This is a genomic window from Brevundimonas sp. D3-1P (assembly GCF_055809335.1).
In genome coordinates this window covers 674,408-693,573 of the sequence record NZ_CM147908.1, presented here as the reverse complement: position 1 = coordinate 693,573, position 19,166 = coordinate 674,408, and the positions used below count along the sequence as shown (strand labels likewise).

The 19,166-nt window shown below is 67.0% G+C and carries 24 protein-coding genes and 1 tRNA gene; 4 read left to right on the top strand and 21 right to left on the bottom strand.

Annotated features, from left to right (window positions below; genetic code table 11):
* Positions 1-25: 25 nt before the first annotated feature.
* Positions 26-574 (top strand): hypothetical protein, encoded by a 549-nt coding sequence (locus tag AC0L6G_RS03520; RefSeq protein WP_293824966.1) that lies wholly within the window; start codon positions 26-28, stop codon positions 572-574.
* Between the two features lie 349 nt (positions 575-923).
* Here AC0L6G_RS03520 and AC0L6G_RS03515 read toward each other — a convergent pair.
* The 7 genes from AC0L6G_RS03515 to AC0L6G_RS03485 all read right to left on the bottom strand — a co-directional run bounded on the left by AC0L6G_RS03515 (position 924) and on the right by AC0L6G_RS03485 (position 5,067).
* Positions 924-1,000: transfer RNA gene (locus tag AC0L6G_RS03515), tRNA-Pro, on the bottom strand.
* 59 nt (positions 1,001-1,059) lie between these two features.
* Positions 1,060-1,464 (bottom strand): MerR family transcriptional regulator, encoded by a 405-nt coding sequence (locus tag AC0L6G_RS03510; RefSeq protein WP_293824964.1) that lies wholly within the window; start codon positions 1,462-1,464, stop codon positions 1,060-1,062.
* Positions 1,465-1,469: 5 nt separating this feature from the next.
* Positions 1,470-1,778, bottom strand: coding sequence for an integration host factor subunit alpha (locus AC0L6G_RS03505; RefSeq protein ID WP_087119525.1), 309 nt, complete (start codon positions 1,776-1,778; stop codon positions 1,470-1,472).
* 76 nt (positions 1,779-1,854) lie between these two features.
* Positions 1,855-2,832, bottom strand: coding sequence for a beta-ketoacyl-ACP synthase III (locus AC0L6G_RS03500; RefSeq protein WP_293824962.1), 978 nt, complete (start codon positions 2,830-2,832; stop codon positions 1,855-1,857).
* Positions 2,829-3,902, bottom strand: a complete 1,074-nt coding sequence (gene plsX / locus AC0L6G_RS03495) for a phosphate acyltransferase PlsX (RefSeq protein WP_293824960.1) — start codon at positions 3,900-3,902, stop codon at positions 2,829-2,831. Before plsX ends, AC0L6G_RS03500 begins: the two co-directional genes overlap by 4 nt.
* 116 nt (positions 3,903-4,018) lie before the next feature.
* A complete protein-coding gene (locus AC0L6G_RS03490; protein WP_293824959.1) occupies positions 4,019-4,531 on the bottom strand; it encodes a YceD family protein in 513 nt (170 codons plus the stop codon).
* 11 nt (positions 4,532-4,542) lie between these two features.
* Entirely contained in the window at positions 4,543-5,067 is a 525-nt protein-coding gene (locus AC0L6G_RS03485; RefSeq protein WP_293824957.1) for a ubiquinol-cytochrome C chaperone family protein, read from the bottom strand.
* 91 nt (positions 5,068-5,158) lie between these two features.
* Here AC0L6G_RS03485 and AC0L6G_RS03480 point away from each other — a divergent pair, with 91 nt between their 5' ends.
* Positions 5,159-5,638, top strand: a complete 480-nt coding sequence (locus AC0L6G_RS03480) for an outer membrane protein assembly factor BamE (protein WP_291537458.1) — start codon at positions 5,159-5,161, stop codon at positions 5,636-5,638.
* A 75-nt stretch (positions 5,639-5,713) separates the two neighbouring features.
* On the opposite strand, the gene AC0L6G_RS03475 is transcribed toward AC0L6G_RS03480, so the two are convergent.
* From AC0L6G_RS03475 to AC0L6G_RS03410, 14 genes are all read right to left on the bottom strand, one after another.
* Complete coding sequence (locus tag AC0L6G_RS03475) at positions 5,714-7,861, bottom strand: sodium-translocating pyrophosphatase (RefSeq protein WP_293824955.1); 2,148 nt, start codon at positions 7,859-7,861, stop codon at positions 5,714-5,716.
* Between the two features lie 180 nt (positions 7,862-8,041).
* Complete coding sequence (locus AC0L6G_RS03470; RefSeq protein WP_293824953.1) at positions 8,042-8,470, bottom strand: hypothetical protein; 429 nt, start codon at positions 8,468-8,470, stop codon at positions 8,042-8,044.
* 42 nt (positions 8,471-8,512) lie between these two features.
* Positions 8,513-9,502 carry a thiamine-phosphate kinase gene (gene thiL / locus AC0L6G_RS03465; protein WP_293824951.1) on the bottom strand — a complete coding sequence of 330 codons (990 nt, stop codon included), beginning with the start codon at positions 9,500-9,502 and terminating at the stop codon, positions 8,513-8,515.
* A complete protein-coding gene (nusB, locus tag AC0L6G_RS03460; protein ID WP_293824949.1) occupies positions 9,502-10,026 on the bottom strand; it encodes a transcription antitermination factor NusB in 525 nt (174 codons plus the stop codon). Before nusB ends, thiL begins: the two co-directional genes overlap by 1 nt.
* Positions 10,023-10,484 (bottom strand): 6,7-dimethyl-8-ribityllumazine synthase, encoded by a 462-nt coding sequence (gene ribH, locus AC0L6G_RS03455; protein ID WP_291537467.1) that lies wholly within the window; start codon positions 10,482-10,484, stop codon positions 10,023-10,025. Before ribH ends, nusB begins: the two co-directional genes overlap by 4 nt.
* Entirely contained in the window at positions 10,481-11,617 is a 1,137-nt protein-coding gene (ribB, locus tag AC0L6G_RS03450; RefSeq protein WP_293824946.1) for a 3,4-dihydroxy-2-butanone-4-phosphate synthase, read from the bottom strand. Before ribB ends, ribH begins: the two co-directional genes overlap by 4 nt.
* Positions 11,614-12,204 carry a riboflavin synthase gene (locus tag AC0L6G_RS03445; protein WP_293824944.1) on the bottom strand — a complete coding sequence of 197 codons (591 nt, stop codon included), beginning with the start codon at positions 12,202-12,204 and terminating at the stop codon, positions 11,614-11,616. Before AC0L6G_RS03445 ends, ribB begins: the two co-directional genes overlap by 4 nt.
* A gap of 79 nt (positions 12,205-12,283) precedes the next feature.
* Positions 12,284-12,904: a RibD family protein gene (locus AC0L6G_RS03440; RefSeq protein ID WP_293824942.1), complete on the bottom strand. Its 621-nt coding sequence runs from the start codon at positions 12,902-12,904 to the stop codon at positions 12,284-12,286.
* Positions 12,904-13,374, bottom strand: a complete 471-nt coding sequence (nrdR, locus tag AC0L6G_RS03435) for a transcriptional regulator NrdR (protein WP_293824940.1) — start codon at positions 13,372-13,374, stop codon at positions 12,904-12,906. The genes AC0L6G_RS03440 and nrdR overlap by 1 nt, the downstream gene beginning before the upstream one ends.
* A 7-nt stretch (positions 13,375-13,381) precedes the next feature.
* Positions 13,382-14,665, bottom strand: coding sequence for a serine hydroxymethyltransferase (gene glyA, locus AC0L6G_RS03430; RefSeq protein ID WP_293824938.1), 1,284 nt, complete (start codon positions 14,663-14,665; stop codon positions 13,382-13,384).
* A 77-nt stretch (positions 14,666-14,742) separates the two neighbouring features.
* Complete coding sequence (locus AC0L6G_RS03425; RefSeq protein WP_293824936.1) at positions 14,743-15,132, bottom strand: hypothetical protein; 390 nt, start codon at positions 15,130-15,132, stop codon at positions 14,743-14,745.
* A gap of 49 nt (positions 15,133-15,181) precedes the next feature.
* Entirely contained in the window at positions 15,182-15,370 is a 189-nt protein-coding gene (locus tag AC0L6G_RS03420) for a DUF6898 family protein (protein WP_293824934.1), read from the bottom strand.
* A complete protein-coding gene (gene hemA / locus AC0L6G_RS03415; protein WP_293824932.1) occupies positions 15,367-16,593 on the bottom strand; it encodes a 5-aminolevulinate synthase in 1,227 nt (408 codons plus the stop codon). Before hemA ends, AC0L6G_RS03420 begins: the two co-directional genes overlap by 4 nt.
* Positions 16,594-16,723: 130 nt before the next feature.
* The gene (locus tag AC0L6G_RS03410; protein ID WP_293824930.1) at positions 16,724-17,527 is read right to left on the bottom strand and encodes a class I SAM-dependent methyltransferase; all 804 of its coding nucleotides are present in this window, start codon (positions 17,525-17,527) and stop codon (positions 16,724-16,726) included.
* A 146-nt stretch (positions 17,528-17,673) separates the two neighbouring features.
* On the opposite strand from AC0L6G_RS03410, the gene hemB reads away from it, so the two are divergent.
* Entirely contained in the window at positions 17,674-18,675 is a 1,002-nt protein-coding gene (gene hemB, locus AC0L6G_RS03405) for a porphobilinogen synthase (protein WP_473252874.1), read from the top strand.
* Complete coding sequence (locus AC0L6G_RS03400; RefSeq protein ID WP_293824928.1) at positions 18,672-19,163, top strand: GNAT family N-acetyltransferase; 492 nt, start codon at positions 18,672-18,674, stop codon at positions 19,161-19,163. The genes hemB and AC0L6G_RS03400 overlap by 4 nt, the downstream gene beginning before the upstream one ends.
* Positions 19,164-19,166: the final 3 nt, after the last annotated feature.

The following is a 19,166-nucleotide window of genomic DNA, read 5'->3' as shown; positions in this document are numbered from 1 at the left end:
CGTATAGTCACGCTTGTCAACAACCATGAAGTCCGCTCGTTCGTCCGTCTTCCTGCCCGTTCTCGCGCTGGCGCTGTCCGGCGTCGGAGCCTGCGCCTCCATCCCCGGGATGTCGGGCGTTCAGGTCAACCGCGAGGAGGCGGCGCGCGGCGGCAAGACCTTCGGCGAAGGCGTGGCGGACGCGGCCACCGCTCCGCTGGACGACCTTAACCTGCGTCGGGAGGCGGTTCCCGAAGTCCTGATCTCGGCCCGTCGAGCGCCCTATGCGACCGAGGGGCTGCGCCGCTGCTCGGCTGTCATCGCCCAGATCGACCACCTGGACGAGGCCTTGGGTCCAGATGTCGACCAGCCCCAGCCCGCCGCCGGCACGGGCGAGACCGCGGCCAACGCCGCCCTCGACGTGGTCCGCGACACAGCGACGGACTTCATTCCGCTCAGAAGCTGGGTGCGCCGCCTGTCCGGCGCAGCGGCCCATGACCGGGAGGTTCAGGCGGCGATCCGCGCCGGCTTGGTCCGCCGCGGCTTCCTGAAGGGCGTCGCCCACCAGCGCCGCTGCACGCGGGCCGAGGGCTGATCGATCGTCGAGGGACGCCGACGCCGCCTCTCGAGCGTTTGCTTTCCAGACCCGGCCATCTTGGGTGCGGTTTAGAGCTTCGATGAAAGGCGTCGCCGGATGGTGCGACGCAGAACCTGGATCGCGGCCATGAGGGTGAAGGCGTCGTTCTCGGGCGGTTCCGAGACTGGCCGACCCTGGCGCGCGTAAGATCTCCAGTCCGCGTCGCGTCCGCATCGTTCGGCTTGCGATCCAGCCCGCGACCCCCGAAAGGAATCACGGATTGCGCCCCATATGCGCCCCAAAGCGGATTTGCGAAGGGGCCGCCGAACGGCGGCCCCTTCAGAACCATTCAAATCAGCGATTCAGATGGTCGGAGCGACAGGATTCGAACCTGCGACCCCTTGACCCCCAGTCAAGTGCGCTACCAGGCTGCGCCACGCTCCGAAGGCGCTCCCTATAGACGGGGGGATCGGTGATCGCAAACGCTAAAACGACTTATCCACCTACGGCGATAGAACGGCGTCCAGACGCGCCTTCGCCTGCTCCAGATCGTGTAGAAGCCGCTGCAAAGCCGAGGTTTCCAGCGCCCCGTCATCCACCGGCGGCGACGAATCCAGCGCGGCGTCCTCGATCAGAGCGGCGGCCTCGGCCCCGACCAGTTTCTTCAGTCCCTGCTCTCTGTGCAGACGCTGCACGCCCCGGATCGTCAGCCCGTCGTCGTGCAACAGCCGCTTGACGGCCTTCAGCACCAGCACATCCTGCGGGCGGTAAAACCGCCGCCCGCCGGCGCGTTTCACCGGCGTCACGAAGTCGAACTTGGTTTCCCAGAAACGCAGCACGTGCTGAGGAGCCCCGACCTCCTCGGAGGCTTCGGAAATGGTGCGAAAGGCGCCGGCGCTCTTGGCCACCGGAATCAGGCCTCGACGACGGCGTCGTGAACCCGGCTTTTCATGATCTGGGAGGCGCGGAAGCTGATGACCCGGCGCGGGTTGATGGCCGCCGGCTCGCCCGTCTTGGGATTGCGCCCCATGCGGGCGCGCTTCTCGCGGACCTGGAAGACGCCGAAGCCCGACAGCTTCACCGTCTCGCCGCGTTCCAGCGATTCGACGATCAGCTCCAGCGTCCGTTCGACCAGGGCCGAACACTCCTGGCGGGACAGGCCGACCTCGTCATGCACCGCCTCGCAAAGGTCGGCGCGGGTCACAGTCTGCTGGCCTGCCATCGTATCCCCCGCTCGTGCGATCCAATCGCCGTCATAGGGACGCAAAGTCCCCAAAAAATCAATGCCGCTAGCCGATTTAGAGCCTCAGGGCGCAGGCGCCCCAGGTCAGGCCGCCGCCCATGGCCTCCAACAACACCATGTCGCCCTTCTTGATCCGTCCATCCTGGATCGCGGCGTCCAGCGCCAGCGGAATGGACGCGGCCGAGGTGTTGGCGTGCATGGCCACGGTCGAGATCACCTTGTTCTCGTCCAGGCCCAGCCGGTCTCCGACGCCCTTGATGATCCTCTGGTTGGCTTGGTGGGGCACGAACCAGTCCACGTCCGAAATCTGAATGTCCGCGGCGGCGCAGGCGGCGGTGATGCCTTCGGCGATATTGACGACGGCGTGGCGGAAGACCTGGTTGCCGGCCATGCGCAGATGCCCGACCGTGCCCGTCGTCGCCGGCCCGCCATCGACATAAAGGAGATCGGCCTTGGAGCCGTCGGCGCGCAAGGCGAAGCCCAGCAGCCCCTGGTCGTCCGACGTCCCCTGCCCTTCGCGCGGCTCCAGCACCACGGCCCCCGCGCCGTCGCCGAACAGGACGCAGGTGGTCCGGTCGGTCCAGTCCATCAGCCGGGTCATTTCCTCGGCCCCGATCACCAGGGCGCATTTCGACAGACCACGCGCCACGAAACCGTCGGCGACGCCGAGCGCATAAACGAAGCCCGAGCAGACCGCCTGGACGTCGAAGGCCACGCCCACGCCCGCGCCCAGCTTGCTCTGAACGATGGAGGCCACCGCGGGAAAGGTCATGTCCGGCGTCGTCGTCGCCACGACGATCAGGTCGACGTCCGTCGACGCCTTGCCGGCGTCGGCCAGGGCCTTCCTGGCGGCCTCGACCGCCAGGTCGCTGGTCGGCTGATCGTCGCGCGCCTTGTGGCGCTGCCTGATGCCGGTGCGTTCCTGGATCCATTCGTCGGAGGTGTCGACGATCTTGGCCAGGTCGGCGTTGGTGATGACCTGCTCCGGCAGGTACGAGCCGACGCCGGTGACGACGCTGCGAGTGACGCTCACTGAACGGTTTCTCCGGCGGGGACGGTCGGTTTGGCGTGGTCGAAGACGGCGTCGAGCTTGCCCAGATTGTCGCCCACCTTGCTCATATAATCGCTGCGGGCCAGATCGACGGCGATGCGGATGGCGGCGCCGAACCCCTTGGCGTCGGCCCCGCCATGGCTTTTCACGACGATGCCGTTCAGGCCCAGCAAGGGGCCGCCGTTGATGGCGCTGGGGTCGATCTTCTGGCGCATCTTCTTCAGGGCGGGCATGGCGATGGCCGCCCCCAGCTTGGACTGGAGGTTGGAGGTCAAAGCCTCTCTCAGCAGGGCCGATATGTAGCGAGCCGTGCCTTCGGCCGTCTTGAGGGCGATGTTGCCGGTGAAGCCGTCGGTGACGACCACGTCCACCGTGCCCTTGGCGATGTCGTCGCCCTCGACGAACCCGTGATAATTCAGGTCGAACGGCCCGTCGCGCAGGATGGCGTGCGCCTCCTTGACCTGTTCGTTGCCCTTCATGTCTTCCGAACCGACGTTCAGCAGGCCGATGGAGGGCCGCGCCACGCCGCGAACCGCTGTCTGAAAGGCTTCGCCCATGATGGCGAACTCGACCAGTTGCTCGGCGTCGCTGCCGATGTTGGCGCCCACGTCCAGGACCGCCGTATGGCCCTTGAAGGTCGGCCAGCTGGCGACGATGGCGGGCCGTTCCAGCCCCGGCGCGGACATCCGCAGGATCAGCTTGGCGATAGCCATCAGGGCGCCGGTGTTGCCGGCCGAGACGACGCCGCCCGCTTCGCCGGTCTTCACGGCTTCGATGGCGTTCCACAGGCTGGAGCCCTTGCCGCGCCGCATGGCCTGGGCGGGCTTTTCATCCATCGCCACCACCTTGTCCGTATGGCGAATCTCCACCATGTCGGCCGGCAAGTTGCAGCGCGCCAGATGCGCCCGGATCTGGCCCTCGTCCCCATGCAGCAGGAAACGGACTCCGTCGCCGCCGTGGACGGAGAGATAGCTGCGGATGCCGGGAACGACGACGGACGGCCCGTGATCGCCGCCCATGGCGTCAAGCGAGATCGTAACTGGGGTGAGCAAAGGGACCTCTTATGGCCGCGTCGACCTTGTCGCGCGACGCTTGGTTGGGCGCTGGACGATAGCGCCGACGCCGGGGGATGCAACCACCCGGCCCCTGCGTCAACCTTGACCAAGCCTCAGTCCTGCGCGTCGCGATCCTTCAACGCCTTCAAGGCGGCGAAAGGCGAAATCTCGTTGGGCTCCTGCGGTTGCACGAACGCCGCACCCGGCTTGCGGGGGAAAGGGTCCAGGGACAGCACCAACTGCTCCACCGCATATTGGCCCAGGTCGATCTTCCCGTCCTCGATCAGGTCGGCGCCGTCCTCGTCCAGGGTGATCTCGATCTCGTCGGTTTGCTCCGGCGCCGCCTCGGCCAGCTGGATGGAGAAATGTCGATCCACATCCACCGGCAGCGGCTCCAGCGTCAGACCGCAGGTCTGGACGGCGTGGGCGACGACGCGGCCCTTCATCGTCCATTCGCTGCTGGACGGGGTGGGCTTGATCTCGAGATCGACCGCTAACCCCTCCAGATCCTGCAAGTCCAGGGCGCGGGCGATTCGCTGTCGGGCCTCCGCGTCCGGCTCCAGCCGTCGGATCAGGCCCGCGCCGATCTGATTGATGCGAACCACGTCGCTGAAAGGAGGCGTCATGCTCATCTCGTTCAAACCTCGGCCCAGGCCGGCGTCGCCAGCACGGCCTTGAAATCCTGCTCCGCCAGGCGCGCACGGCTGGACAGGGCATATTCCGCCAGGGCGGCGGCGTGTTCAGCCTGCGGCTCGGCATAGACGTTACGGGCCATCGCGCGCTGCAGGACAGGGGCGTCCCCGCTCCGCAGCGGCCCTTCGTAGGCGTTCATCCGACCATAGACGGCCTCGCCCAGCTTGCGCATCTTCTTGGCGACCGACACGTCGCCCACGCCCTCTTCGCGCAATGCATGATCCAGCGCCGAGACATAGACGTCGAACACATCCTGGGCGGCGTCGCGTCCCTGGGCCGTGGCCTCGTCGCGCAACCGCAACACAAGCAGCAGCACGTGCAGCGTATAAAGCTCGAATCGGGCGTCTATGCGGTCGGCCACGCCCAGCCGCGTATAGAAGGCCGGATTGCGCGCCTGCGCCACCGCCGTGGCGTACAGATCGTCGCCGATGCGCGGCCCGGATCGCGGTTTGAACAGGTTTTTCAGCATGGGTTCCAACGGCCCCTTTTCCGCCGCGCCGTTGAACTAGGACGCAGGTCCGTCTAGGTCAAAGACCTTGTTCTCTCGCAGGCGCCCGACCATGTCCCGTTTCGTCCCGCTTTTCGCCGCCGTTTCGCTGGCTGGTCTCAGCGCCGCCTGCGCGCCCGTCATCGGCTCGAATGGCTTCCAGGCCATCGACGCCAAGCCTCAGGACGTAGTCGCCGGGACCGACACCAAGGAGACGGTGCTGGCCAAGCTGGGTTCGCCATCGACCACCTCGACCTTCGAACCGAACCAGGTCTGGTACTACATCAGCCAGACGACCGAGAAATACACCTACAACCTGCCCAAGGTCTCCAGCCGCACCGTGACCGAAATCACCTTCGCGCCCGGCGGGGACCAGGTGGCGTCGGTGCGGACCCTGGGTCTGAACGACGGCGAGGACATCGCCATGAACCGCAACGAGACCCCGACGCGCGGCCGCGAATTGACGGTGCTTGAACAACTGCTGGGCAATGTGGGTCGCGGTCAGTTGCCCCGCACGGACGAGGACGCCCCCGGTCAACGCCGCCCCGACTGATATCGGGCGACAGACCGGATATGCAAACGGCCCGGAGATCGCTCTCCGGGCCGTCGTCGTTTTCAGGGCGTGGTCCTAGCCGACCGATCCGCTGGCCAGAACCGCCAGCAGCAGCAGGGCCACGATGTTGGTGATCTTGATCATCGGGTTCACCGCCGGGCCGGAGGTGTCCTTGTAGGGGTCGCCGACCGTGTCGCCGGTCACGGCCGCCTTGTGGGCTTCCGAACCCTTGCCGTGGACGACGCCGTTCTTGTCGGTGAAGCCTTCCTCGATCAGCTTCTTGGCGTTGTCCCAGGCGCCGCCGCCCGAGGTCATCGAAATGGCCACGAACAGGCCGGTGACGATCACCCCCATCAACATGGCGCCCAGGGCCGCGAAGGCGTTGGCCTTGTCCGAGATCGCCAGCACCGCCACGAACAGGACGATGGGCGACAGGACCGGCAGCAGCGACGGCGCGATCATCTCGCGGATCGCCGCCTTGGTCAGGATGTCGACCGCCCGGCCGTACTCCGGCTTGACCTGATAGGTCATGATGCCGGGATTCTCGCGGAATTGGCGGCGCACTTCGGCGACGACCGATTCGGCCGCCCGCCCCACGGCCATCATCGACATCCCCCCGAACAGAAAGGGCAGCAGCCCCCCGAACAGCAGGCCGACGACGACATAAGGGTTGGTCAGGTCGAAGGCGATCGGCCCCATATTGGCGAAGAACGGATAGTCCGCCGGGTTGGCCGAGAAATACTGCAGGTCCGACGTGTAGGCCGCGAACAGCACCAGCGCCCCCAGGCCCGCCGAGCCGATGGCGTAGCCCTTGGTCACGGCCTTGGTCGTGTTGCCCACGGCATCCAGCGCATCCGTCGAATGCCGCACCTCGGCCGGCAGGCCCGCCATTTCGGCGATGCCGCCGGCGTTGTCGGTCACGGGTCCGAAGGCGTCCAGCGCCACGATCATGCCCGCCACGCCCAGCATGGTGGTGGTGGCGATGGCGATGCCGAACAGGCCCGCCAATTGGAAGCTGACGACGATGCCGGCGATTATCGTCAGGGCCGGAAGGGCCGTGGCCTCCAGCGACACCGCCAGACCCTGGATGACATTGGTGCCGTGGCCGGAGACAGAGGCGTTGGCCACCGACCGCACGGGCCGGAAGCCCGAGCCGGTGTAGTATTCCGTCACCACGACGATGGCCGCCGTCACGCCCAGCCCGACCAGGCCGGACCAGAACAGGGCCATCGGCTGGATCTCCAGCCCGCCGGCCGTCACGACCGGCCCCGTCACCATCCGGTCGATCACCCACCAGACCGCGCCGATGGACAGGACGCCGGTCACGATCAGTCCCTGATAGAGGGCGCCCATGATGTTTCGGCTCTTGCCCAGTCGCACGAAGAAGCTGCCGACGATGGAGGTGACGACGCAGACCGCGCATATGGCCAGCGGCAAGGCCATCATCACGTCCACATAGGGCTGGTCCCGGAAGAAGATGGCGGCCAGCACCATGGTCGCCACCGTCGTCACCGCATAGGTTTCGAACAGATCGGCGGCCATGCCGGCGCAGTCGCCGACATTGTCGCCGACATTGTCGGCGATGGTCGCCGCATTGCGCGGGTCGTCCTCTGGGATTCCCGCCTCGACCTTGCCCACCATGTCGCCGCCCACGTCCGCGCCTTTGGTGAAGATGCCGCCGCCGAGCCGCGCGAAGATGGAGATCAGCGAGGCGCCGAAGCCCAGCGCCACCAGGCCGTCGATCACTTCGCGCCCGGTCGACGCCAGCCCCAGATGCTGGATCAGCACGATATAATAGCCCGACACGCCGATCAGGGCGCCGCCGGCCACGAACATGCCCGTAACGGCGCCGGAGCGGAACGCCAGGTCCAGCCCCTTGGCCAACCCTTCGGACGCGGCCTGGGCCGTACGGACGTTGGCGCGCACCGAGATCAGCATCCCCGCATAGCCCGCCGCGCCGGACAGGACCGCCCCGATCAGGAAGCCGACGGCGGCGTAGACGCCGATCAGGAAATAGGCGGCGATCAGGATCAAGATTCCCACCATGCCGATGGTCAGATATTGCCGCTTCAGATAGGCGGAAGCGCCTTCCTGGATCGCGGCTGCGATCTCTCGCATCTTGTCGTTGCCTGTGCTCGCCTTCATCAGCACGGCCGTCTGGACGGCGCCGTAAAGCACCGCCAGGACACCGGCCGCGAAGACCAGCGTGAGATAAGTCGTCATTGGCGTTTCCATGCCCCTTGCAAACAGGCGCGCGGGCCTGGAGCGGCGGGCGGGCGTTATCGCCTCTGTCCGCCTTCCGGTCCCCCCGCGCGCGGCGAACGCATCATCGCGTCCCTTGGGATTTGCAGGCCGAGCGTGTCATGCGTTCGGAACTGGCGCAACAGGGGTCGCCTAATCCCTTCAGCGAGGCGTCGGCAATCCGGTCCGGCGGCGCGGGGTCTGGCTGACCACGACGACGCGGCGGATCGAGCCGCGCCCCGAGATTCCGGCCGATGCCGAAACCAGGGCGGCGGACAGGGCGCGCTCGTCCAGCCGGGTCCAGTCGCCCGGCACGGTGAAGGGGGTGCGGTGCGCGGCCTTCACCAGGGCGTCGCGGAAGAAGGCTTCCTTGGGCTTGATCTGCTCCAGCGTCTTGCCGGCGCCCAGTTCCAGCCGCAGGGCCACGAACACATAGTTTCTCAGCCGGCCGCCCTCGATGACCGGCAGGCCCAGCCCCGCGATACCGAGCGAGGCCGGCGCGGCGGGCGAGTCGCTGGACGCGGCGGCGCCGCGCGGCAGGGCGCTCGCGACAGCAGCGGTTCCGGCGACGATCAGGCTTCTTCGATCCATATCCGGCGGATAGCCGAAGGACGTTAGGATTCCCTTGCCGCCTCAGCGGTGCGTCCAGCCGGGACGCGCCATCTGGACCGGCCGACCATCATAGGTCGCAGTCAGGCCGACCCCGGCCGCGACCTCCCCTACTCGCGTCAGCCTGACCAGACGACGCTCGGCTTCGCGACGCAGGGACTCCTCATGGCGCGGGTGGGCGGTGAAGGCGATCTGATAGTCGTCGCCGCCGCCCGCCAGGTCTTCCAGCGACAGCTGCGCGTCGACGCGGTCGTCGAACCAGGCCTGGGCCGCCGCCGACAAGGGCAGGACGTTCAGGTTCAGCATGATCGCCGCGCCGCTGGCGCGCGCGACGTGGGCCAGGTCCGCCGCCAGGCCGTCCGACACATCCACCGATGCGGTTGCGAACTCGCGCACCACGGGGGCGAAGTCCAGACGCGGCGTCGGCGTGCGGTAATGGTCGATCAGGGCGGCGATCCGCTCTTCATCCAGCGCCAGCTCGCCCCGCGCGGCCCGGAGGCCCAACAGCCCGTCGCCGATGGAGCCGGTGACGAAGACCAGGTCCCCGACCTGCGCGCCTGCACGACTCACCGCCGCGCCTGCCGGAACCCAGCCCAGCGCCGTCAAGGAAAAGCTGGCCGGGCCCGGCGTTCTGACCGTATCGCCGCCCAGCAGCCCCACGCCGAACCGCGCTTGGTCCTCGGCCAGTCCCGCCGCGAACGCCTCGCGCTCGGGCCAGCCGCACCGTTCGGACCAGAAGCAGGACAGCAGATAGCCGAACGGCTCGGCGCCCTTGGCCGCCAGGTCGGACAGGTTCACCCGCAACAGCTTCCTGGCCACCGTATCCAGGGGGTCGCCGGGCAGGAAATGCACGCCCTCGACCATCGCGTCCTTGGTCAGGACCAGGTCTTGACCGGGCCGCGACGGCAGAATGGCCACATCGTCCGTCAGACCCCGCGCCCATTCGGGATGGGCCAGGGGCTTCAGCAGCCGCTCGATCGTCTCGAATTCGCCCGCGACATCGAGCGCGAGCATTATTTGCGCGTGTCTCTGGCCACGCCGTCCAGGGCGGCGTTGACGAAACGCGCCTCGGCGTCGTCGAAGAAGGCCTTGGCCAGTTCGACATATTCGTCGATCACGACCTCGCGCGGGGTCTCGGGCTGTTTCATCAGCTCCCAGGCACCCGAGCGCAACAGGGCGCGCAGGGTGGCGTCGATCCGCTCCAGCTTCCAGTTGGCGGCCAGGCGCGCCTTGATGGCGGCGTCGATCTCGCGCTGGCTTTCGATCACGCCGCGCACGATCTCTGCGAAATAGGCTTCGTCGGCCTCGGCCAGGGCCTGGCCTTCGAGATCGGCGTCGAAACGGAAGTTCGCGAACTCGGCGATCACCGTCTCCACCCCCTCGCCCGCCAACTCCATCTGATAAAGGGCCTGGACGGCGGCCAGGCGCGACACGGTGCGGGCGCGGCGTTGCTTGGAGCTCAGATTCGGCTCGGCGCGCTGCTTCTCGATCTCGGCCAGCTGTTCGAGGACGGATTTGACGCTGTTCGGTTCGGTCATGCGCCGACGCCTACGCGCAATCGCTTCTTCAAGGCAATGAGATCGAGGCAGGCTTTCGCCGCGCCGCCGCCCTTATCCCCTTCCGATAGCCGCGCCCGATACCAGGCCTGGTCTTCGTCCTCGGTCGTCAGGACGCCGTTGCCGATGGCCAGCCCCTTGACGCCCAGGGCCATGATGCCGGCGGCCGACTGGTCCGAGACGATCTCGAAATGATAGGTCTCTCCGCGGATCACCGCGCCGAGGGCGACATAGCCGTCATAGCGCGGGGCGGTCGGGAAACGCCCCGCCTCCTCGGCCATGGCGATGGCGGGCGGGATTTCCAGGGCGCCCGGCACGGTCACGACGTCGAAATCCGCGCCGCGCGCCTTCAGCGTCTCCTTGGCGCCTTCCAGCAGAGCGTCGGCGAGGGCGTCGTAGAAACGGGCCTCAACGATCAGAATACGGGGTGCGTCGCTCACGCCTTGGTTTCTCCGTCCATGTCGCGCCAGCCGACGATGCGCAGGCCATAACCTTCCAACGCCGTAGGCTCGGGCCGCGTCGAACTCATCACGATCATGTCCTTGACGCCCAGGTCCAGCAGAATTTGGGCCCCCACGCCATAGGCGCGCAGCGACCGATCCATTGCCGCCGGCCGATCCACGCCCGCCAGCCGTTCCGCCAGAGAATTGAGCGACGGATCACGGAGGAAGACGACGACGCCGGCGCCGTCGTGGTCGGTGATCTGTTTCAGCGCGCTGGGCACATAGTCCTGGCGCGCCTCGACATGGCCCAGCAGGTCGCAGGCGAAGTCCACCTGGTGCATCCGCACCAGGGTCGGCTTGCCAGGGTCGATCCGGCCCTTGACCAGGGCGACGTGCTCGGTCCCCTCGATGGCGTTCCTGTAAAGCATCAGCCGGAAGGGGCCGCCATGGACGCTTTCGAACGGCGTGTCCATGATCCGTTCGACGAACCGTTCGGTGCGGCGGCGATAGGCGATCAGGTCGGCGATAGTGCCGATCTTGAGCCCGTGCAACTGGGCGAAGGCGACCAGGTCGGGCATCCGCGCCATCTCGCCGTCGTCCTTGATGATCTCGCAGATCACGCCCGCCGGCGTCAGGCCCGCCATACGGCTGATGTCGACCGCAGCCTCGGTATGGCCGGCCCGGACCAGGACGCCGCCGTCGCGCGCCACCAGCGGGAAGATGTGGCCGGGCGAGACGATGTCGTCCATCCCCTTGGTCGCGTCGGTCGCCACATGGATGGTGCGCGAACGGTCGGCCGCGGAAATGCCGGTCGTGACGCCCTCTTTGGCCTCGATCGAAACGGTGAAGGCGGTCTTCATGCTCTCGCGGTTGTCGGCGGCCATCGGCGGCAGGCGCAGCTGCTGCGCCCGCTCGGCCGTCAGGGCCAGACAGACCAGGCCGCGCGCCTGGCGGATCATGAAGTTGATCTGGTCCGGGGTGGCGAACTGGGCGGGGATGATGATGTCCCCCTCGTTCTCGCGATCCTCGGCGTCGACCAGGATGAAGGGACGGCCGTTGCGCGCGTCCTCCAGTATGTCCTCGATCGAACTGATCGGGCTGTCATAAGATTTCGGGACGAGTTGCATCATGCGGTCTCCTGCCACCGCGCGAGATATCGCGCCAGCATGTCGATCTCCAGATTCACCGGATCGCCGGCCTTCAGACGGCCCAGGGTCGTCACATTCCAGGTGTGGGGAATGATGTTCAGCGAGAAGACCCGCCCCTCGACGCGGTTCACCGTCAGGGACACGCCGTCCACGGTGATCGAGCCCTTGGCGGCGATATAGCGGTGCAGGGGCGCCGGCGCCTCGACCTCGACCCGATGCGATCCGCCTTCGGGCGTGATCGACACGATCCGGCCCAGACCGTCGACATGGCCCGAGACGACATGGCCGCCCATTTCATCGCCCAGTTTCGCCGCCCGCTCCAGATTGACGCCGTCGCCGGCCTTCCAGGCGCCGAGCGTGGTTCTGGACAGGGTCTCGTTCGACACTTCGACCGCGAACCACCCTGCGCCCTTTTCCGTGACGGTCAAGCAGCAGCCCGCGTGGCTGATGGACGCCCCCAGGTCGATGTCGGACGTGTCCCAGGCGGTCTCGATCTCATAGCGGCGGTCGCGGTCGGTCTCGCGGACCTCGCGGACGCGGCCGATGTCGGTGACGATGCCGGTGAACATTTAAACCCTGGCCCCTTTCGGACCCGAAAAACACAGTCTGAATAGTCTGAATCGTCTGAAATCGACGCAGACGGCGGGGTCAGGATCGCGCGTAGCGTTCCCACAGGTCGTCTCCGACGGGCTCGACGCCCAGGCGTCGGAACTTGGGGGCGTCGGCCAGCTTTGCAAGCGCCAGGGACGCGACGCAGGGCCTGCCCTCCCCGCCCAACAGGATCGGGGCGCGGAACCACTCCAGCGCATCGACCGCGCCGGCGCGCAGGAAGGCGGCCGCGACCTGGCCCCCGCCCTCGATCAGCAGCGAGGCGGCGCCGGCGTCCTTCAGCGCGTTCAAAACCGCAGGGATCGCTGGGCGGCCGTTCTCGGTCTCGACCTGTTTCACCTCGGCCGCGCCGACCGGACAGGGTTCGGCGGCGGTTAGGATCAGGGTGTTGTTCCCCGCCGCCTTGGCCGTCTGCGGGGTCCGCAACCGGCTGTCCAGGATGACGCGCAACGGCTGATCGACGCTGCGGCCCGGCAGGCGCGCGGTCAATTCGGGGTCGTCGTGCAACACGGTCTCGACCCCGACCAGAATGGCGTCATGGGCGGCGCGCAGCCGGTGTCCTTCCAGCCGCGCCGCCTCGCCCGTGATCCAGCGGCTTTCGCCCAAGGCCGTGGCGATCCGCCCGTCGAGCGAGGTCGCCAGTTTCAGCGTGACCCGCATCAGACCTTGCCGGACGGCTCGTCGAAGCCTTCGTCGCCCAGGAATTTGGCGAAGTCGCCGGTGTGGCGGAAGTCCTTGTAGACCGAGGCGTAGCGGACATAGGCGACCTCGTCGACGCCCTTCAGCGCCTTCATGATGAAGTCGCCGACCGTGCTGGACGGGATCTCGGTCTCGCCCAGACTTTCCAGCTGACGCACGATCCGGTTGACCATCTGCTCGACCTGGTCGGGCTGGACCGGGCGTTTTCGCAGCGCGACGCCCAGCGAGCGTTCCAGCTTGTCGCGCTCGAACGGCGTGCGGCGGCCGTTCCGCTTCAGGATCACCAGTTCGCGCAACTGCACCCGCTCGAAGGTGGTGAAACGCCCGTTGCAGTTGGGGCAGGATCGGCGGCGACGAATGGCCGAACCGTCGTCCGACGGCCGACTGTCCTTCACCTGAGTATCCTGATGACTGCAAAAAGGGCACTTCATCAGCGGCTTACCTGTAGATCGGGAAGCGGTGCGTCAACTCGCGCACCTGGGCTGCGACCCCTGCGACCACGGCCGGATCGGCCTCGTCGCCGCCATTCATCGACGAGACGACGTCGGCGATCCAGTGACCGATCTGCTTGAACTCTTCCTCGCCGAAGCCGCGCGTGGTGCCGGCCGGGGTGCCCAGGCGGACGCCCGAGGTGACGGTGAAGGGGGCGGTGTCGAACGGCACGCCGTTCTTGTTGCAGGTCATCAGCGCCTTCTCGAGCTCGTGCTCGGTCGCCTTGCCGGTGACGCCCTTGGGCCGCAGGTCGACCAGCATCAGGTGGCTGTCGGTGCCGCCCGAAACGATGGCCAGGCCGCGCTCGACCAGGACGGCGGCCAGGGCCTGGGCGTTCCTGACCACCTGTTGGGCGTAGAGCTTGAACTCGGGCTTCAGCGCCTCGCCGAAGGCGACGGCCTTGCCGGCGATGACGTGCTCCAGCGGGCCGCCCTGCAGGCCGGGGAAGACGGCCGAGTTGATCTTCTTGCCCAGGTCCGCGTCGTTGGACAGGATCATGCCGCCGCGCGGGCCGCGCAGGGTCTTGTGCGTGGTGGTGGTGACGACATGGGCGTGCGGGATCGGGTCGGGATAGACGCCGCCCGCCACCAGACCGGCGTAGTGGGCCATGTCGACCATCAGATAGGCGCCGACGCTGTCGGCGATCTCGCGGAAGCGCTTGAAGTCGATGTGACGGCTGTAGGCGGAGGCTCCCGCCAGGATCAGCTTGGGCTTTTCACGCTCGGCCATTTCGGCGACGTGATCGTAATCAATGAGATGCGTGTCTTCCGTCACCTTGTAGGTCACGGGCCGGAACCATTTGCCCGACTGGTTGGCGGGCGAGCCGTGGGTCAGGTGGCCGCCGCAGGCCAGGTCCATGCCCAGGAAGGTGTCGCCGGGCTGCAGCAGGGTGAAGAAGACCGCCTGGTTCGCCTGGGCGCCCGAGTGCGGCTGGACGTTGGCGAAGGCCGCGCCGAACAGCGTCTTGGCGCGCTCGCGGGCCAGATCCTCGGTCACGTCGACGAACTCGCAGCCGCCGTAATAGCGACGACCGGGATAGCCTTCCGCGTATTTGTTCGTCAGGACCGACCCTTGCGCATCCAGCACCGCCTGGGAAACGATATTCTCGGAAGCGATCAGCTCGATCTGCTCGCGCTGACGGCCCAGCTCGCCCTGAATGCCCTTGAAGACGTCCGGGTCGGCGTCGGCGAGAGTCTTGGTGAAATAGGCGTCGTGGGTGAAGGCGGTCACGCTGGAATCCCCGCAAATCGGAAGGCCGCCTATCTAGTCCCCAAGCCGACGAACCACAATATCTTGTGGCGCAACCGCTAAACGCCACTGGCGGGAATACGGCGAGCACTCACTTCCTTCACGCCTCCGGTCGAGTAGCGAACCGAGACGCCGCAAGCACGGCAACTTTTCTTATCAATCAGGACGGCAGGCCCTTCGAAGAGTGCGGAAGAGCCTTGGGGCAGAACCTGCTGCACGCGAACTGACGAGCCTGCATCAACAATCTCAAACCCGAGATCGGGCTGGAAGTGGCTGCGGTCGCCCAGCGCCGCCTTCGCTGTTTCGACGTAGTCACATCGCTGCACTTCGGGCCCAGTACAACCCGCCGCCGCATGGTCAGCCCCGGTCAACAGAACCAGACCGGCCAGCACAGCGAAGATCGAAAACGCGCCCCACCCAAGAATTGCCGGGCTACCTGGTTGCAGCATGGCGTCCTCCCCTGCGCGAAGAGAACCATCGTTCAACGCCAGAGTCGATTCAATCGCGCCGTGTCAAAGCTCGCCTCAGCTTGGCGATAGCAACCCGCTCCACGGCCTTGGGTTCGTTGGCCGACCCCATGGCGCTGACCTCGCGGCCGGTGGCCACGTGGATGGCCGAGCATTTGAGGTAGGGACCGTTGCGGACGAACTCGACGATGACCTCTCCGAGGTCGTCGCCCGTCGTCATGCGGCGACGGGACGGCGCGCCACGTTGCAGTGGGCGAACAACGTATCCATCGCCTGGACCAGATGATCCATCATCGCGTCCGTGTGGTTCGGCGACGGGGTGAAACGCAGACGCTCGGTCCCCTTGGGCACGGTCGGATAGTTGATCGGCTGAACATAGACGCCGTACTGGTCCAGCAGCATGTCCGAGATCATCTTGCAGTGGACCGGATCGCCGACGTGCACCGGCACGATGTGGCTCTCGCTCTCCATCACCGGGATGCCGGCGGCGGCGAAGCGGGCCTTGAGCGTGGCGGCGCGTTCCTGATGCTTTTCACGCAGTTCCGGGTGGCTCTTGAGATGCTGCACGGAAGCCAGCGCCCCGGCGGTCAGGGCCGGCGGCAGGCTGGTGGTGAAGATGAAGCCCGAGGCCCAGCTGCGCACCGCATCCACGATCACGGCGTCGGCGGCGATGTAGCCGCCCATCACGCCGATGGCCTTGCCCAGGGTGCATTCGATGATGTCGATCTGGTTCAGGACGCCGTCGCGCTCGGCCACGCCCGCGCCGGTCCGGCCGTACAGGCCCACGGCGTGCACCTCGTCCAGATAGGTCATGGCGCCGTATTTCCTGGCCAGGGCGATGGTGCCCGCCAGGTCGGCGATGTCGCCGTCCATCGAATAGACGCTTTCGAAGGCGATCAGCTTGGGCGCCTCGGCGGGCGCGGCGGCCAGCAGGCTTTCCAGATGCGCCAGATCGTTGTGCTTGAAGACGTGACGCTGGCCCCCGCCGTGGCGGATGCCGGCGATCATCGAGGCGTGGTTCAGCGAATCGGAGAAGACGATCAGGCCGGGCAGGATCTTCTGAAGCGTAGACAGGGTCGCCTCGTTGCCGACATAGCCCGAGGTGAACAGCAGCGCCGCTTCCTTCTGGTGCCAGGCGGCGAGTTCGGCCTCCAGGTCCACGGCCGAGCGGGTCGTTCCCGAAATATTGCGCGTGCCGCCGGCCCCGGCGCCCACGGCGTCGATCTCGTCGTGCATGGCCGCCAGCACATCGGGATGCTGGCCCATGCCGAGATAGTCGTTGGAACACCAGATGACGACATCCTGCTGGGATCCGTCCTCGCGTCGGCGCACCGCCAGCGGAAACTGGCCGCGCACGCGCTTGAGATCGGCGAAGACGCGGTAGCGTCCTTCGCTGCGGACCTGCTCTACGGAGCGGTCGAAGGCGGCCTTGTAATCGAACAAACGCGCGGTCTTTCGCTTATGGCGACGGCTTTCGCGTTATTTGCGCCCCCGGCCCCGCCTTGTCCATGTTTGCAACGTGGACAAAACGACCCAAGCCCTTAATTGATAACGCTTCTCACTATGCCGCTGGTCAGCCGGGCTTGCGGAAGCGATAGACGAACTGGTCCGTGCGGCCCCTGATCTTGTCGTCGAAGACGTTCAGGCTGTGATCGTCGGCGGGGTTGGCGACCACGGCGCTTTCGCCCTCGTAGACGAAGCCGGCCGCCTCGACCTCGCGCTTCAGATAGTCGCCTTCGATCCGGTGCAGGGTCTGCACGACCGATATGCCGGCGCCCGGCGCCGCCTGATGATCGATCACGACATAACGGCCGCCCGGCTTCAGGGCGGCGAAAACCGCCGCGTTCATCCTGGCCACGTCGGTGTCGAAACCGGGGATATGGAAGTCGTGGTATTCCTGGCTCATGAAGATCATGTCCAGCGGTTCGGCGTAGGTCATGGAGTCCAGCAGGCCGTTGACCCGCGTGACGTTCGGATAGGCCGCGACCAGCAGGTCCGCCGTCGGATTCTCCCGCGCCATCGTCCGCTCGGGCACGAAGGCGTAGACCCGGCCGGTCGGCCCGACCACATCGGAGAACAGGCGGGTGAAATAACCGGCGCCGGGACGGATGTCGGCGACCTTGTCGCCCGGCGCGAGCTGGGCGAAGGCCAGTATCTCGGCCGGATGACGCAAGGGATCGCGCGCGACCTCCTCGGCCGGGCGCTTCGGATCGGCGACGGCGTCGCTGTAAAGGGAGGCGTAGGACGGCGTCGTCGCCCCGCTGTCGCCGCTGGAGACCACAGTCCGCGATCCGCCCTCCGACGACACGATGATGCAGGCCGAAAGCCCCGCAGAGAGCGCCAGAACCGCCGCGCTGGCCGCCAAACGTCCGATCATCGTCATCTCCCTTTTGCCGCCGATAGGCTCGCATTTCGGCGATCCGCGCAAGCGTCGATCACGACCGAAACGATCCGACGCATCTCGCGATTTGCGCCGTCCGCCCGCCGAGGCTAGTCCCACGCTAGGTTTTCCAAGGTCTCGTCATGCTTCCCTATCAGCCCGCCCCCTTCCCGCTCGCCCGCCCGCGCCGACTTCGCGCCAGCCCCTGGGTGCGTCGTCTGGTGGCGGAGACCACCCTGACGCCTGCCGACCTGATCTGGCCGCTGATCGTCCACGACGGGGCCGAGGACCGCGCGCCGGTCGCCTCCATGCCCGGCGTGTTCCGCCTGTCGCCCAAGGCCGCCGCCGCCGCCGCGATCGAGGCCCGCGACCTGGGCATTCCGATGCTGGCCTTGTTTCCCAACGTCGACGGCGCGATCAAGGACGCCGTGGGGACCGGGGCTACCGATCCCGACGGACTGATCCCCGACTGCATTCGCGCCATCAAGGACGCCGCGCCCGAGATCGGCGTCATGACCGATGTGGCGCTGGACTGCTACACCGACCACGGCCACGACGGGGTGATGGAGGGCGACCGCATCGCCAACGACGCCTCGCTGGAGCGGCTGGCCGAACAGGCCTTCATCCACGCCCACGCCGGCGCGGATGTGGTGGCCCCATCCGACATGATGGACGGCCGCGTTCAGGCGGTGCGCGAGGCGCTGGAGGCCAACGGTTTCCAGGACACGCTGATCTTGTCCTATGCGGCCAAATTCGCCTCGGCCTTCTATGGCCCCTATCGCGACGCCGTCGGCTCCTCGACCATGCTGAGGGGCGACAAGAAGACCTATCAGATGGATTACGCCAATTCGGACGAGGCGCTGAAGGAGGTGGCCACGGACCTGTCGGAAGGCGCCGACGCGGTGATGGTCAAGCCGGGAATGCCTTATCTCGACATCGTGCGGCGGGTGTCGGAGACCTTTCGCGTGCCCACCTTCGCCTATCAGGTGTCGGGCGAATATGCGATGATGCAGGCCTCTATCGCCAACGGCTGGCTGGACCAGGACCGCGCCATCCTGGAGACGCTGCACGGGTTCAAGCGCGCCGGCTGCGCGGGCGTGCTGACCTATTTCGCGCCGCAGGCCGCGCGGCTGCTAGACAGATGACCGTGGACATCCGGCCGGTCACGGACGCCGATTGGCCGGGGCTGTGGCCCATCATCGAGACCGTCACCCGGGCGGGCGAAACCTATGCCTATCCGCTGGACATGACGGAGGCCCAGGCGCGCGTCCTGTGGACGCCGCCGGCGCCCGGCGCAACCCTGGTCGCGGTCGAGGAGGGCCGGGTTCTGGGAGCGGCCAAGATCATTCCGAACCAGCAGGGCAACGGCGCCCACGTCGCCAACGCCAGTTTCATGGTCGCGTCCGAGGCGCGCGGACGCGGCGTGGCCCGCGCGCTGGGCGAGGCGGCGCTGGCGTTCGCCCGGAATGCCGGTTTCAAGGCGATGCAGTTCAACGCCGTGGTCGAAACCAACGCCGTCGCCGTCGCCTTATGGAAGAAGCTGGGCTTCGCCATCGTCGGCACGGTCCCTGAGGCCTTCGATCATCCAAGGGACGGATTGGTCGGCCTGCACGTCATGCATCGCAAGCTCTGAACC

Excerpts from the sequence above, each read along its gene's own strand:
- AC0L6G_RS03505 (WP_087119525.1), bottom strand. The coding sequence starts at position 1,778 with ATGGCAGGCCAGCAGACTGTGACCCGCGCCGACCTTTGCGAGGCGGTG.
- nrdR (WP_293824940.1), bottom strand. The coding sequence starts at position 13,374 with ATGAAGTGCCCTTTTTGCAGTCATCAGGATACTCAGGTGAAGGACAGT.
- AC0L6G_RS03490 (WP_293824959.1), bottom strand. The coding sequence starts at position 4,531 with ATGACGCCTCCTTTCAGCGACGTGGTTCGCATCAATCAGATCGGCGCG.
- AC0L6G_RS03470 (WP_293824953.1), bottom strand. The coding sequence starts at position 8,470 with ATGGATCGAAGAAGCCTGATCGTCGCCGGAACCGCTGCTGTCGCGAGC.
- nusB (WP_293824949.1), bottom strand. The coding sequence starts at position 10,026 with ATGACCGAACCGAACAGCGTCAAATCCGTCCTCGAACAGCTGGCCGAG.
- thiL (WP_293824951.1), bottom strand. The coding sequence starts at position 9,502 with ATGCTCGCGCTCGATGTCGCGGGCGAATTCGAGACGATCGAGCGGCTG.
- AC0L6G_RS03440 (WP_293824942.1), bottom strand. The coding sequence starts at position 12,904 with ATGCGGGTCACGCTGAAACTGGCGACCTCGCTCGACGGGCGGATCGCC.
- hemB (WP_473252874.1), top strand. The coding sequence starts at position 17,674 with ATGCTTCCCTATCAGCCCGCCCCCTTCCCGCTCGCCCGCCCGCGCCGA.
- AC0L6G_RS03475 (WP_293824955.1), bottom strand. The coding sequence starts at position 7,861 with ATGACGACTTATCTCACGCTGGTCTTCGCGGCCGGTGTCCTGGCGGTG.
- AC0L6G_RS03485 (WP_293824957.1), bottom strand. The coding sequence starts at position 5,067 with ATGCTGAAAAACCTGTTCAAACCGCGATCCGGGCCGCGCATCGGCGAC.
- AC0L6G_RS03420 (WP_293824934.1), bottom strand. The coding sequence starts at position 15,370 with ATGACGACGGGCGACGACCTCGGAGAGGTCATCGTCGAGTTCGTCCGC.
- AC0L6G_RS03480 (WP_291537458.1), top strand. The coding sequence starts at position 5,159 with ATGTCCCGTTTCGTCCCGCTTTTCGCCGCCGTTTCGCTGGCTGGTCTC.
- AC0L6G_RS03425 (WP_293824936.1), bottom strand. The coding sequence starts at position 15,132 with ATGCTGCAACCAGGTAGCCCGGCAATTCTTGGGTGGGGCGCGTTTTCG.
- ribB (WP_293824946.1), bottom strand. The coding sequence starts at position 11,617 with ATGATGCAACTCGTCCCGAAATCTTATGACAGCCCGATCAGTTCGATC.
- AC0L6G_RS03445 (WP_293824944.1), bottom strand. The coding sequence starts at position 12,204 with ATGTTCACCGGCATCGTCACCGACATCGGCCGCGTCCGCGAGGTCCGC.
- AC0L6G_RS03400 (WP_293824928.1), top strand. The coding sequence starts at position 18,672 with ATGACCGTGGACATCCGGCCGGTCACGGACGCCGATTGGCCGGGGCTG.
- AC0L6G_RS03410 (WP_293824930.1), bottom strand. The coding sequence starts at position 17,527 with ATGATCGGACGTTTGGCGGCCAGCGCGGCGGTTCTGGCGCTCTCTGCG.
- AC0L6G_RS03520 (WP_293824966.1), top strand. The coding sequence starts at position 26 with ATGAAGTCCGCTCGTTCGTCCGTCTTCCTGCCCGTTCTCGCGCTGGCG.